Origin of the sequence: Nocardia thailandica NBRC 100428 (assembly GCF_000308795.1) — a bacterium.
Classification (GTDB): domain Bacteria; phylum Actinomycetota; class Actinomycetes; order Mycobacteriales; family Mycobacteriaceae; genus Nocardia; species Nocardia thailandica.
Window position 1 is genome coordinate 46,331 of record NZ_BAGK01000241.1, and the last position, 12,023, is coordinate 58,353.

General features: G+C 69.6%; 14 protein-coding genes and 1 pseudogene. 7 read left to right on the forward strand and 8 right to left on the reverse strand.

The annotated features are described in order from the left end of the window. A complete protein-coding gene (locus ON36_RS27880) occupies nucleotides 1–555 on the reverse strand; it encodes a C40 family peptidase (protein ID WP_052314411.1) in 555 nt (184 codons plus the stop codon). A 334-nt stretch (nucleotides 556–889) separates the two neighbouring features. After that, a complete protein-coding gene (locus ON36_RS27885) occupies nucleotides 890–1,162 on the reverse strand; it encodes a hypothetical protein (RefSeq protein ID WP_043659732.1) in 273 nt (90 codons plus the stop codon). Nucleotides 1,163–1,264: 102 nt separating this feature from the next. Between ON36_RS27885 and ON36_RS27890 the strand changes: the two genes are divergently transcribed. The 3 genes from ON36_RS27890 to ON36_RS27900 all read left to right on the forward strand — a co-directional run bounded on the left by ON36_RS27890 (nucleotide 1,265) and on the right by ON36_RS27900 (nucleotide 4,018). Continuing rightward, nucleotides 1,265–2,446, forward strand: coding sequence for an ATP-binding protein (locus ON36_RS27890; RefSeq protein ID WP_043659733.1), 1,182 nt, complete (start codon nucleotides 1,265–1,267; stop codon nucleotides 2,444–2,446). Nucleotides 2,447–2,695: 249 nt separating this feature from the next. Next, on the forward strand, nucleotides 2,696–3,652 hold the full coding sequence (locus ON36_RS27895; RefSeq protein ID WP_043659736.1) for an alpha/beta fold hydrolase: 957 nt from the start codon (nucleotides 2,696–2,698) through the stop codon (nucleotides 3,650–3,652). A gap of 78 nt (nucleotides 3,653–3,730) precedes the next feature. Next, nucleotides 3,731–4,018 carry an Rv0250c family protein gene (locus ON36_RS27900; RefSeq protein ID WP_043659739.1) on the forward strand — a complete coding sequence of 96 codons (288 nt, stop codon included), beginning with the start codon at nucleotides 3,731–3,733 and terminating at the stop codon, nucleotides 4,016–4,018. A gap of 13 nt (nucleotides 4,019–4,031) precedes the next feature. On the opposite strand, the gene ON36_RS27905 is transcribed toward ON36_RS27900, so the two are convergent. After that, nucleotides 4,032–5,216 carry a thiolase family protein gene (locus tag ON36_RS27905; RefSeq protein ID WP_083885471.1) on the reverse strand — a complete coding sequence of 395 codons (1,185 nt, stop codon included), beginning with the start codon at nucleotides 5,214–5,216 and terminating at the stop codon, nucleotides 4,032–4,034. A gap of 155 nt (nucleotides 5,217–5,371) precedes the next feature. Between ON36_RS27905 and sdhC the strand changes: the two genes are divergently transcribed. From sdhC to ON36_RS27920, 3 genes are read left to right on the forward strand one after another with little or no spacing between them, the layout of a single operon-like run. Further along, entirely contained in the window at nucleotides 5,372–6,202 is an 831-nt protein-coding gene (gene sdhC, locus ON36_RS27910) for a succinate dehydrogenase subunit SdhC (protein ID WP_043659742.1), read from the forward strand. A 27-nt stretch (nucleotides 6,203–6,229) separates the two neighbouring features. Continuing rightward, entirely contained in the window at nucleotides 6,230–8,161 is a 1,932-nt protein-coding gene (locus ON36_RS27915) for a fumarate reductase/succinate dehydrogenase flavoprotein subunit (protein ID WP_043659745.1), read from the forward strand. 2 nt (nucleotides 8,162–8,163) lie between these two features. Beyond that, on the forward strand, nucleotides 8,164–8,916 hold the full coding sequence (locus tag ON36_RS27920) for a succinate dehydrogenase/fumarate reductase iron-sulfur subunit (RefSeq protein WP_043659747.1): 753 nt from the start codon (nucleotides 8,164–8,166) through the stop codon (nucleotides 8,914–8,916). Here the strand turns inward: ON36_RS27920 and ON36_RS27925 are convergent. The 4 genes from ON36_RS27925 to ON36_RS27940 form a co-directional block, all read right to left on the reverse strand. Further along, on the reverse strand, nucleotides 8,913–9,050 hold the full coding sequence (locus tag ON36_RS27925) for a hypothetical protein (protein ID WP_245558230.1): 138 nt from the start codon (nucleotides 9,048–9,050) through the stop codon (nucleotides 8,913–8,915). The two genes, ON36_RS27920 and ON36_RS27925, sit on opposite strands and share 4 nt — an antisense overlap. A gap of 116 nt (nucleotides 9,051–9,166) precedes the next feature. Then, the gene (locus ON36_RS27930; RefSeq protein ID WP_043659751.1) at nucleotides 9,167–9,388 is read right to left on the reverse strand and encodes a DUF397 domain-containing protein; all 222 of its coding nucleotides are present in this window, start codon (nucleotides 9,386–9,388) and stop codon (nucleotides 9,167–9,169) included. Beyond that, on the reverse strand, nucleotides 9,385–9,600 hold the full coding sequence (locus tag ON36_RS27935) for a DUF397 domain-containing protein (RefSeq protein WP_043659754.1): 216 nt from the start codon (nucleotides 9,598–9,600) through the stop codon (nucleotides 9,385–9,387). The genes ON36_RS27930 and ON36_RS27935 overlap by 4 nt, the downstream gene beginning before the upstream one ends. Then, nucleotides 9,597–10,526: a helix-turn-helix domain-containing protein gene (locus tag ON36_RS27940; RefSeq protein WP_444543634.1), complete on the reverse strand. Its 930-nt coding sequence runs from the start codon at nucleotides 10,524–10,526 to the stop codon at nucleotides 9,597–9,599. The genes ON36_RS27935 and ON36_RS27940 overlap by 4 nt, the downstream gene beginning before the upstream one ends. A gap of 174 nt (nucleotides 10,527–10,700) precedes the next feature. On the opposite strand from ON36_RS27940, the gene ON36_RS27945 reads away from it, so the two are divergent. After that, nucleotides 10,701–10,907: a hypothetical protein gene (locus ON36_RS27945; RefSeq protein WP_043659759.1), complete on the forward strand. Its 207-nt coding sequence runs from the start codon at nucleotides 10,701–10,703 to the stop codon at nucleotides 10,905–10,907. An 11-nt stretch (nucleotides 10,908–10,918) separates the two neighbouring features. Here the strand turns inward: ON36_RS27945 and ON36_RS27950 are convergent. After that, nucleotides 10,919–11,844: pseudogene (locus ON36_RS27950) on the reverse strand (DNA-3-methyladenine glycosylase family protein). Nucleotides 11,845–12,023 lie beyond the last annotated feature (179 nt).

The following is a 12,023-nucleotide window of genomic DNA, read 5'->3' on the forward strand; positions in this document are numbered from 1 at the left end:
CTAGACGATACGGCGGGCGGTCACCACGTCGTCGGCGCTGAGGTGGGTGTAGGAGACCGGGGTACCGGACTGCACCGCGTTCAGCAGCTGGCCGTTGCCCGCGTAGATGCCGACGTGGCCGCCGCCGTTGGTGATGACGATGTCACCGGCGCGCAGGTTGTCGAAGGACACCGGGGCACCGACGTGGGACTGTTCGAAGCTGGTGCGGGGCAGCTCGACACCGGCCTGCCGGAAGGCCCACTGGACCAGGCCGGAGCAGTCGAAGGAGTTCGGGCCGGTGGCGCCCCAGGAGTAGTTGGCGCCGACCTTGGTCCGCGCGGCGTCGAGGGCGATGTTGCCCGCGCTCTGCTCCTGCTGCTGGAACGGGTTGGCGAACTGCGGCGCCTGCGGCGCGCTCGGCGCGGCCTGCATGGACTGCAGCTGCTTGTTGAGCTCCTGGACCGGCTGGTCCAGCTCGGGCGGCAGGTCGACGTTGCCGAAGCCCGGGATGTTCAGGGTGGCGGCCATGGCCGGGATGGCAGGCATCGCGCCCGTCGTAGCGGCCACCGCACCCATGACGAGCGCGCCCTTGACGGAACTCGGCAGACGAGAATCCCGCTGCAAGCTGTGTTTACCCACTGAGACGAATCTCCGATCTTGCGCTTCCCGCCAAGGCTCCGGATCGCCTTGGCTCCGGGTGGTTTCGGCGGTGACTCAGCGGCGCCGCTTCTCTGACGAAACGACAGACTCCGCTAAGTCACGAGAAGATTACGGCGTGTGATGCGCCCTGTCCAGCGAAGCATGCAAGTTGTTTTCCCGCATCCCTATCGTCGCAGGACAGCCAGGTGTTACCCGGCGTGTCGCGATCGGGTCACGGCTCCGCGCGCCGCGAGGCGCCGCCGTGACCCGGTCATCCACGGGCGGGACGGGCGGGACGGCCGAGCGCGCGTTCGAGCGCCTCGATGCGGTGACGTGCCTGTGCGAGTTCGACTTCCAGGTTGCCGAGGGCGAGCACCAGCTGGCCGACCGCCAGATCGGCGACGAGCTGGGGATCGTCGTCGAGGGCGGCGAACGCGGCGATCAGGTTCTGCTTGATCATCTCGGCCTGGGGCGCGCCTTCCGGGACGGGCCAGGAGGCGATCATGGCGGCGGTGGTGCGCGGGCCGGTTTCGTCGTCGGACATGCCGCTCCGTTTCGCGTGGACTATCGGATTCGCTAGCAGTATCTAGGACACGGGGCAGAGATACCGAGAATCTCCTACGCTGACGCGCTACGGTTTTCGGGCATGGACCCCGTGCGCAATCCGTACGCCCCCGGCGCCGGACAGCGTCCACCCGAACTGGCCGGGCGCGACAAACAGCTGGCCGCCTTCGACATCGTGCTGGAACGGGTCGCCCGCGGCAGGCCCGAGCGCAGCGTCATGCTCACCGGGCTGCGCGGCGTCGGCAAGACGGTCCTGCTCAACCAGCTCCGCTCGGCCGCCATCTCGCGCGGCTGGGGCACCGGCAAGATCGAGGCGCGGCCCGACCAGGACCTGCGCAGGCCGCTGTCCTCGGCGCTGCACATGGCGGTGCGGGCGATCGCCGCCGCGCACCGCAACCCCGAACAGGTCGACGATTTCCTCGGCATCCTGAAGGCCTTCGCGCTGCGGGCCACCGCCGACAAGGGCATGCGCGAGCGCTGGCAGCCGGGCATCGACGTGCCTGCGGTGACCGGCCGCGCCGATTCCGGTGACATCGAGATCGACCTGATCGAACTGTTCCGGGAGGCCGCCGCGCTGGCGGCGGCCATGGGGATCGGCATCGGGTTGTTCATCGACGAGATGCAGGACCTGGGGCCGGCGGACGTGTCGGCCATCTGCGGCGCCTGCCACGAGCTCAGCCAGGACGCCGCGCCGCTCATCGTGGTCGGCGCGGGCCTGCCGCACCTGCCCGCGGTGCTCTCGGCCTCGAAGAGCTACTCCGAGCGGCTGTTCGGCTATCACCGCATCGACCGGCTCGACCGGGAGTCGGCCGACCAGGCGCTCATCGCGCCCGCCGAACGCGAGGACGTGAAGTTCACCGCCGAGGCGCTGGAGTCGCTGTACCGCAAGGCCGACGGCTACCCGTACTTCGTGCAGGCCTACGGCAAGGCCACCTGGGACCAGGCGCCCGACAGCCCGATCACGGCCGAGGACGTGGAGGTGGCCTCCCCGACCGCCGAGGAGGAGCTGGCGGTCGGCTTCTTCGGGTCCCGCTACGAGCGGGCGACGCCTGCCGAGCGCGAGTACATGCGCGCGATGGCCGACCTGTCCGGCGACGACGGCCCGGTCGCCACCGCGGCGGTGGCCGCCGAACTCGGGCGCAAGCCCGCGTCGCTGTCCCCGGCGCGCGACGGCCTGATCAAGAAGGGCCTGATCTACTCCGCCGAGCGCGGCACCATCGGCTTCACCGTGCCGCATTTCGGCCGCTACCTGCGCAGCGTGTGATGCCTACACCTTTCTGGTCGTGTCTAGCGAAGAGGCTAGAAGGGGTGAGAGAGACCGATCGAGGCCGGAATCGAGCCGACTATCGAACTTTCTAGGAAAATGGCTAGAAAGCCGTATCTTTTGCCGATTCGCAACGATGTGGCGCCACGGATCAACGAATCCATAACGCCGGGCGTGGGGCACTAACGCCGCGGAAATCACTTCCGACAAGCCGGGCAGGGGTACCCGAGCCCACCGGAGGAGGACGCCATGCCGCAGCCGCCCATCCGCCGCGCCGCCGATCTCGACGGACACCGCGCGACCGTGGTCGCCGACGACGGCGTGCCGATCTCCGTGCGCACCTTCGGGGAGCCCGACGCCGCGCTGACCGTCGTCTTCGTCCACGGCCACTGCCTGCACACCGAATCCTGGTCGGTGCTGCGCGAGCATCTGCACGGCCACTGGCGTTCCGGCACCCGCATGGTCTTCTACGACCACCGCGGCCACGGCGAATCCGGCCACGCCGACCCCGCCACCTACACCATCGACCAGCTCGCCCACGACCTCGAAGCGGTCCTGCGCTGCCTGGCCCCTGCCGGGCCGGTCGTCCTGATCGGCCACTCGATGGGCGCGATGGTGGTCCTGGCCTACACCCGGCTCTACCCGCAGTCGGTCGGGGAGCGGGTCGCGGGCATCGGCCTCATCGCGGGCGCGGCGGGCGGGCTGACCGAGATCGGACTCGGCAGGCTGCTCAACCGTTTCGCGGTCGCCTCGCTCCAGCACGTCGTGGTGCGCGCGCCGCGAATCCTCCAGGCCTCCAAGCGTTTCTCCCGCTGGCTGCTCGCGCCGCTGATCCGCGAGACCGCCGCGGGCACCCGCCACACCACTCCGCGCATGGCCGCGGTGGCGACCGCCATCCTGAGCGAGACGCCCCTGCTGACCATGTCGGGGTTCCTGGGCTCCCTGCTGACCTACGACGAGTCGGGCACCCTGGCCCGCCTGCGCGAGCTGCCCGCGCTGGTGCTCGCGGGCTCGGCCGACCTCATGGTGCCGTTCGCCCACTCCGTCGTGCTGGCCTCCCAGCTGGGCGCCGCCGAGCTGGTCCGGATCGACGGCGCCGGCCACAGCGTCATCCTCGACTGCGCCGACGAGGTCGCGCGCAGCGTCGCCGGCCTGGTCGAACGCGCCGCAGCGGGCATCGCCGACCGGTACGCGGTCGCGGGCTGAAGCAACCTCCCACCCCATTCGAAAAGATCGGTTACTGTGGTGTAGATCACGATGTGTGTTGAGTCACAGGAGGTATCCATGACACGCAGCGACATTCAGGAACTCCGCTTCGCGGTCGGCCAACTCCGGCAATCCATCGGCACACTGCGCAACAACTTCGGTGACGCACCGACCATCCGCCGCCTGGAGAACGATCTCGAACGCCTCGTCATCGACGCCGAGGAGTTCGAGCAGTCCCCACCGCCGGAGCGTTCCGGGCAGCGCGCGGCGCCGATCTACGTCCCGGACAGCAAGCACGACGAAGCGGCCTGGATGGGGGCCCAGGACGAAGGACTCGGCTTCCACTCCCGCCCGCGGACGGTGTAGCGGGAGCCCCGGCTCAGATGCGGTGCCTGCCCCGGCGACCGGGGCGGGCACCGTGGAAACGGGCCCCGCGCGGCGCCTCCGCCGGTTCGGCCCGTTCCGCCGACTCGAACAGCGCCGCGATGCCGTGATCGGGCCCGAGGGCGATCGCCTCCAGCCCGAGCCTGCCCTCGCAGCGGTCGAGTTCGTGCAGCATCGTGGTCATGATCCGCAGGCCGGTCGCGCCGACGGGATGCCCGAGCGCGATCGCCGACCCGTTGACGTTGAGCCGTTCGAGCGGGTCGATCCCCCACTCGGTCGCCAGGGCGAGCACCTCGACCGCGTATCCCTCGTTGATCTCGAGCAGATCGATGTCGTCGAAGGTGTAGCCGGTGCGATGCAGCAGTTTCGCCACCGCGGGCGCCGCGCCGAGCGCTGGGCCGTCGCCGTCGTCGCAGCCGGCGGCGGCCCAGCCCGCCAGGTAGGCCATCGGCCGCAGGCCGAGCTCCTCGAGGCGGTCCTCGGCCACGACCAGGCAGGCCGACGCGCCGAGCCGGTGGGTACCCATGTTCCCCTCGGTGACCACGCCGCCGTCCAGCAGCGGCCGCAGCGCGGCCAGGGTCCGCGACGACACGTCCTCGCGCAGGCCCTCGTCCCGGACGACGCAGTGCTCGGGGTGGCGCGGATCCACCGACACCGGCACCACCTCGGCGCCGAAGGTGCCCTGCCGCCAGGCGCGCGCCGCCTTGTGGTGGCCGGCCGCCGCGTACCGGTCGGCCTCGGTCCGGCTGATGCCGTAATACCCGGCGAGGTATTCGGCGTTGCGCAGGCCGTCGGCGCCCCCGGGCAGGCCACCGCCGCTCGCGGCACACTCGACCCCGCCCGCCACGACGACGTCGGCGGCCCCGGTCTGCACCATCATGGCCGCGGTGATCACCGCCTGCAGCCCGCTGCCGCTGTGCCGCTCGGTGAGGAAGCCGGGCACCGCGAACGGCAGCCCCGCCCCGCGGGCGGCGAGCTTGCCGATGGCGGGCACGTCGGCCAGGCCGCCACCGATACAGGCCAGCGCGACGTCCTCGATCCGTAGCGGATCGATCCCGGAACGCTCCAGCACAGCCGACAGGACCGTGGTCGCCAACCAGTCGGCAGGCATGCCGGACAGCGCACCGCCCGCTATCCCATTCGGCGTGCGCACGGGCGCCACGATGGCAGCTCTTCTCATGACGTGACCTCCTGGGCCAAGGTCACCACAGATTTGTTGCCCCGCCGTGACAAGCACTTATCGGCACGAGATCAGGCGTATGGTGCTCTGCATCACATTCGCTCGCGAGGGGTATCACCGCCCCTTCGCATGATCGGATCAGCGAGGCGTCGCCTGTGAGTGCCGCACCGACCACCGGCCCCGCGACGGGGACCGGCGTTTTCAGCAGGACCCGAGCCCGAATCTCCGCGCGCACGTTGCGCACCGACCGCTGGTGGGTTCCGCCCCTGGTCACGGTGGTCGGACTGGCCGCGTTCGTCATCTACGCGACGGTCAGATCCTTTGTGCGTACGGCCTATTGGGTGAACGAATACCACTACCTCACCCCCTTCTACTCCCCCTGCCTGAGCGCGTCGTGCGCGCCGGGGTCCAGCCACTTCGGCACGCCGTTCCCCGAGCTGCCGATGTGGATCCCGCTCGGCTTCGTCGTGCTGCCGTTCCTGCTCGGCTTCCGGTTGACCTGCTACTACTACCGCAAGGCCTACTACCGCTCGGTGTGGTTCTCGCCGCCGGCCTGCGCCGTGGCCGAACCGCACGCCCGCTACACCGGCGAGACGAAACTGCCGCTGATCATCCAGAACGCGCACCGCTACTTCTTCTATGTGGCCCTGCTCGTTTCGCTGATCAACACCTACGACGCGATCTACGCCTTCCACGGCAGCGGCGGCGGATTCGGCTTCGGCCTCGGCAACGTCGTGCTGGTGGTGAACGTCGTCCTGCTGTGGGCGTACACCCTGTCGTGCCATTCGTGCAGGCACATCGCGGGCGGGCGGCTCAAGCACTTCTCGGCGCACCCGGTGCGCTACTGGTTCTGGACCCAGGTCTCCAAGCTCAACACCCGGCACATGGCCCTGGCCTGGACGACGCTGGGCACCCTCGTGCTCACCGACTTCTACGTGATGCTGGTGGCCTCGGGCACCATCTCCGATCTCCGGTTCATCGACTGATTCTCATTCTCCCAGGAGTTTTTCGTCATGCCAGAAGTGGAACGGCACAACTACGACGTCGTGGTGATCGGTGCCGGAGGGGCAGGCTTGCGCGCGGTCATCGAGGCCAGGGAGCAAGGACTGTCGGTGGCCGTGGTGTGCAAGTCGCTGTTCGGCAAGGCGCACACCGTCATGGCCGAGGGCGGTTGCGCCGCCTCGATGGGCAACGCCAACGAGAAGGACACGTGGCAGACCCATTTCAAGGACACGATGCGCGGGGGCAAGTTCCTCAACAACTGGCGCATGGCCGAGTTGCACGCGCAGGAGGCGCCGCAGCGGGTCTGGGAGCTGGAAACCTATGGCGCCCTGTTCGATCGGACGCCCGACGGACGGATCAGCCAGCGCAACTTCGGCGGCCACACCTATCCGCGCCTGGCGCACGTCGGTGACCGCACCGGGCTCGAGATCATCCGCACCATGCAGCAGAAGATCGTCTCGCTGCAGCAGGAGGACCACGCCGAGACCGGCGACTACGAGGCGCGCATCAAGGTCTTCGCCGAATGCACCATCACCGAGCTGCTCACCGAGAACGGCGCGGTGGCGGGCGCTTTCGGCTACTGGCGCGAGTCGGGGCGCTTCGTGCTGTTCGAGGCGCCCGCGATCGTGCTGGCCACCGGCGGCATCGGCAAGTCCTACAAGGTGACCTCGAACTCCTGGGAGTACACCGGCGACGGCCACGCGCTGGCCCTGCGGGCGGGCGCGACGCTGATCAACATGGAATTCCTGCAGTTCCACCCGACCGGCATGGTCTGGCCGCCGAGCGTGAAGGGCATCCTGGTCACCGAGGGCGTGCGCGGCGACGGCGGCGTGCTGAAGAACACCGACGGCAAGCGCTTCATGTTCGACTACATCCCCGCGGTGTTCAAGGGCCAGTACGCCGAGACCGAGGAAGAGGCCGACCAGTGGCTGCGCGACAACGACTCCGCGCGCCGCACCCCCGACCTGCTGCCCCGCGACGAGGTCGCGCGCGCCATCAACGAGGAGGTCAAGGCGGGTCGCGGCACCGAGCACGGCGGCGTCTATCTCGACATCGCCTCGCGCATGCCCGCCGAGGAGATCGTGCGCAGGCTGCCCTCGATGCACCATCAGTTCAAGGAACTCGCCGACGTCGACATCACCGCCGAGCCGATGGAGGTCGGCCCGACCTGCCACTACGTGATGGGCGGGATCGAGGTCGACCCGGACACCGGCGCGGCGGTCGTCCCCGGATTGTTCGCCGCCGGTGAGTGTTCCGGCGGGATGCACGGCTCCAACCGGCTGGGCGGCAACTCGCTGTCGGACCTGCTGGTGTTCGGCCGGCGCGCCGGGCTCGGCGCCTCGGCCTACGTGCAGGGCCTGACCGCGCGGCCGCGGCCCGACGACGCCGACATCGCGGCCGCGGCGCGGAGCGCGCTCGCGCCGTTCGATCCGCCCGCCACCGGCACGGGCGAGAACCCCTACACCCTGCACACCGAGCTCCAGCAGACGATGAACGACCTGGTCGGCATCATCCGCAAGGAGCACGAGGTACGCGCGGCCATCGAGAAGCTGGCCGAACTGCGGACCCGGTACGCCGACGTGGTCGTGGAGGGGCACCGGCAGTTCAACCCCGGCTGGCACCTGGCCCTCGACCTGGCCAACATGCTGCTGGTCAGCGAATGCGTCGCGCAGGCGGCGCTGCTGCGCACCGAGAGCCGCGGCGGCCACACCCGCGACGACCATCCGGGCATGGACGCCGACTGGCGCCGCACCCTGCTGGTCTGCGCGGTCGATCCGGCGACCGCCGGGGCGCAGGTGCCCGACGTGACGGTCACCCCGGCCGAACAGACACCCATGCGCGAGGACCTGCTCGCCCTGTTCGAGCTCGGCGAACTCGAGAAGTACTACACCGCGGCGGAACTGGCCGGGCATCCCGGCACCGGCGTGGAAGGGAAGGCGTAGCCATGGCGTACGACGCACATTTCCGGGTGTGGCGGGGCACCGACGAGGGTGGCGCGCTGGAGGACTTCACCGTGCCGGTGCACGAGGGCGAGGTCGTCCTCGACATCATCCACCGGCTCCAGGCCACCCAGGCGCCCGACCTCGCGGTGCGCTGGAACTGCAAGGCGGGCAAGTGCGGTTCGTGCTCGGCCGAGGTCAACGGCAGGCCGCGTCTGCTGTGTATGACCCGCATGTCCACCTTCACCGAGGCCGAGGTCGTGACCGTGACCCCGATGCGGACCTTCCCCATCATCAAGGACCTGGTCACCGACGTCTCGTTCAACTACCAGAAGGCAAGGGAGATAACGTCGTTCACCCCGCCCGCCGGACTGGCTCCCGGGGACTACCGGATGCAGCAGGTGGACGTCGAACGCTCCCAGGAGTTCCGCAAGTGCATCGAATGCTTCCTGTGCCAGAACACCTGCCACGTCGTGCGTGACCACGAGGAGAACAAGGCCGCGTTCGCGGGCCCGCGGTATCTCATGCGCATCGCCGAGCTGGAGATGCATCCGCTCGACACCGCGGACCGGCGCGAACAGGCCCAGAACGAGGAAGGCCTCGGCTACTGCAACATCACCAAATGCTGCACCGAGGTCTGCCCCGAACACATCAAGATCACCGACAACGCGCTGATCCCCCTCAAGGAACGGGTCGCCGACAAGAAGTACGACCCGGTGGTCTGGCTCGGCAACAAGCTCTTCCGGCGCGATCGCTAGAGCATCGCCACGACGCCGACCGAGACCGCACCCACCAGCACGCCGACACCGAACGCCGTCGGGAATGATCCGGTGAGTACATAGATTCCGACCGCCGATACCACGAAAAGCAGTACCACGATCAAGCGTTCCACCCCGTCCACCACAGGCACTGGCCTCCGGTACCGGGGTGGCATCTTCTTCAACCCTCGGTCCATGAAGGGAGGGTTACCCGGGTGTTATGCCACCAAACGTCGCGGCGCGACGTAGGTCACGGGCGGTCGAATTCGCCGTCGTGCACGCCCGCGGTGAACGCCGCCCACTCGGCCGGGGTGAAGACGAGCACCGGCCCCTCCGGGTTCTTGCCGTCGCGTAGCGCCACGTGCCCGTCGGCGAGCAGCGCCACCTCGACACTGCCCGAGGCCGCCGCCTCGCCCGCGCGCAGCCAGGTGGCCGCGCTGGTATCGATCGATCCCCCGCCCGACACGCTCACCGCACGGACCCGGCGAGGAACTCGCCGTCGTCGATCCGGCGGGTGAACGCGTCCCAGGACGGACCGTCGAACACCAGCGCGGGACCCGCCGGATTCTTGCTGTCGCGCACGCCGACCCGGCCACCGTGCAGAAAGGCGACCTCGACACAGTCCTTACCGGCGCCGCTGCGGGAACTCTTGAACCAGTGCGCACCGACAAGTTCGAAACTCATGCCACATACTCCTTCGCGACCTGCCGCAGCAGGTGTCTACTCGGCTGGATATCCAGCGCATGGCGCTGGAGGCACTCGTGAGCCCGGTCGTACCTTCTGACATCCGCACGTCGTTCCAGGTAGAGATCGCCGGTGAAGCCTTCGGCGTACACCACCGGTGGTTCGACCGGTTGCCCCTTGCCGTCGGTGCCGAACTCGAGAACCGTGAACGGTCCGGTGGAGACTCCGAGTGGTACACCGGCGGCAAACGGCAGGACGCGCAGCGTGACATTGCCCCTCGTGCTGATGTCGGCCAGATGCCGCAACTGCGCAGCCATCACCTTTGCATCACCGACCACGCGATGCAATACCGACTCGTGCAGGACCACGTCGATCGTCGCGGGCGCGTGGGTGCGGGTGATCAGGGCCTGTCGCTGCAGGCGCAGCTGCACGCGGCGGTCCACTTCGGCGGCCGAATCCTCCGGGTAGCCCAGGACATTGAGGGCGCGGGCGTAGTCGGCGGTCTGGAGCAGGCCGAGGACGAGTTCGGACTGGTAGGCGCGGAGCCCGCGGGCCGAGGCCTCCAGGCCGACGTAGATGTCGAAGTTCTCCGGGATGAGATCGCCGTAGGCGTGCCACCAGCTCTTGACGGCGGCCTGCTGCGCGAGGCCCTTGAGCCCCTCGGCGAGGTCGTCGGGGATGCCGTAGATGCGGCACAGCTCGTGGATGTCGATGGTGCGGATGCGGTCGGACTGGCCCTTCTCCAGTCGTTGCAGGGTGCTCGCGCCCCATTCCATGAGCTTGGCCGCGTCGGCGATGGTCAGGCCCGCCTGGGTCCGCCAGTCCCGCAGGTAGCGGCCGAGCTGCCTGCGCGGCAGCGTGGAGGACACCCCCGCCGCCGATGCCGCCGTCCCCTCGTCGGTCCCGATCGATGCACTTGCCGTCACAGCCCCACTCCCTCTGCGGGTTCGCCCGTCGCCACCGCCCCGATGTGGCACTCGATTTCGTCCACTCTGGGAAATCCTGCACTCCGTCACGGATCTCGTGCTGGGAATTCGGGGGAAATATCGTGATCGGCGTGTACCACCCGGTAGCCGGGCGGTTGCGTGTTCTGCTGTGGTGTGCAACTGAGCCAGCTGAACATGTTCGTCGCGGCCGCACTGCTCAACTGTGGCACCGACCCAGGACCGATGAATCCCGAACAGGCCCATGCGGCAATGCAATTGCATCTCGACTGCACCGTGGACCAGTGCCGGGTGCGGCGCCGTGCCCGCAACACCCTCGTCGACGAGGGACGGTGTGTCCTGGACGAGCGGGCGGTGTACTGAGGCTCAGCGGCTCAGCGCCTGCTGTGATCGGTGAGCGGCGTACGCGGGCCGAACGTCGGTTTGTGCGCCTGACCACTGAGTTCGAGCAGCCGGACGGCCCGGTATCGATGGGGGCGAAGCGGTTCCAGATAGGCCACCATCTCCGCGTCGTCGATCGGGCGGCCCAGCAGCGACCAGCCGACGGTCGCGGCCAGGTGGAAGTCGCCGACCGACAGGGCATCCGGGTCGCCGTACGCCCGCTGGCCGATCTCGGCCGCTGTCCACTCCCCTATACCCGGGACGGTGCGCAGCTTCGCGGCGGCCTCGGCGGGCGGTAGCGCGACGGTGCGTTCGAGCGCGTCGGCCACCCGAGCCGCGCGCACGATGGTCGCCGAGCGCTGCGGTCCGACGTTCGCCCGGTGGTAGCGCCAGGACGGGATGCGGCGCCACGTGTCGGCGTCGGGCGCGAGCAGCAGGCCGCCGGGCCCCGGCGCGGGGTGCCGAACTCGCGCACGAGGGCGCGCCAGGACGCCCACGACGACTTCGTGTGCACCTTCTGTTCCAGCACGGCGGGCACCAGCGCCTCGAAGACCAGTCCGGTGCGCAGCATGCGCAGTCCCGGGACGCGCCGGTGCGCCTCGATCAGCTTCGGGTGCTCCGGGACGAACCCGGCCAGGTCCTCGTCCAGGCAGAGCATGTGGCCGAGGCCGTCGAGGAACTCCTCGGCGCCGGGGCCCCAGGCCGTCGCCTCGGCGCCGTCGGCGCCGTCGCGGCGCAGGCGGAAGGTGACCGGTCCGGACGACAGCCGGGAGGCGTGCCAGTGCGCGCCGTCCGGGGTGACCCGGTGGCACGGGTCACCCGCCCCGCGGCGCAGCGGGGCGACGGTGAGCCCGACGTCGAACGGGCGGTCCGAGCGGACGACCCGGCGCGACCCGGTGGTGTCGAGGGTCGTTGGCACCGGTTCATTCTGCCCCCGCCGGGCGCGCGGGGCCGCGGCGCGGTCAGCCGGGGATGACGATGGGGCAGGAGAGGGCGCCGACGGCGCACGCGAACGACTCGATGACGCCGCGCGCCACGGCGGCGGAGCCGGTGGTCATGGAGCGAATCGTACGGCCGGGCCGTCGGCGTGGAATGCCA

Coding starts and splice junctions, on each gene's coding strand:
- ON36_RS27880 (WP_052314411.1), bottom strand. CDS start 555: ATGGGTGCGGTGGCCGCTACGACGGGCGCGATGCCTGCCATCCCGGCC.
- ON36_RS27885 (WP_043659732.1), bottom strand. CDS start 1,162: ATGTCCGACGACGAAACCGGCCCGCGCACCACCGCCGCCATGATCGCC.
- ON36_RS27890 (WP_043659733.1), top strand. CDS start 1,265: ATGGACCCCGTGCGCAATCCGTACGCCCCCGGCGCCGGACAGCGTCCA.
- ON36_RS27895 (WP_043659736.1), top strand. CDS start 2,696: ATGCCGCAGCCGCCCATCCGCCGCGCCGCCGATCTCGACGGACACCGC.
- ON36_RS27900 (WP_043659739.1), top strand. CDS start 3,731: ATGACACGCAGCGACATTCAGGAACTCCGCTTCGCGGTCGGCCAACTC.
- ON36_RS27905 (WP_083885471.1), bottom strand. CDS start 5,216: ATGAGAAGAGCTGCCATCGTGGCGCCCGTGCGCACGCCGAATGGGATA.
- ON36_RS27915 (WP_043659745.1), top strand. CDS start 6,230: ATGCCAGAAGTGGAACGGCACAACTACGACGTCGTGGTGATCGGTGCC.
- ON36_RS27920 (WP_043659747.1), top strand. CDS start 8,164: ATGGCGTACGACGCACATTTCCGGGTGTGGCGGGGCACCGACGAGGGT.
- ON36_RS27935 (WP_043659754.1), bottom strand. CDS start 9,600: ATGAGTTTCGAACTTGTCGGTGCGCACTGGTTCAAGAGTTCCCGCAGC.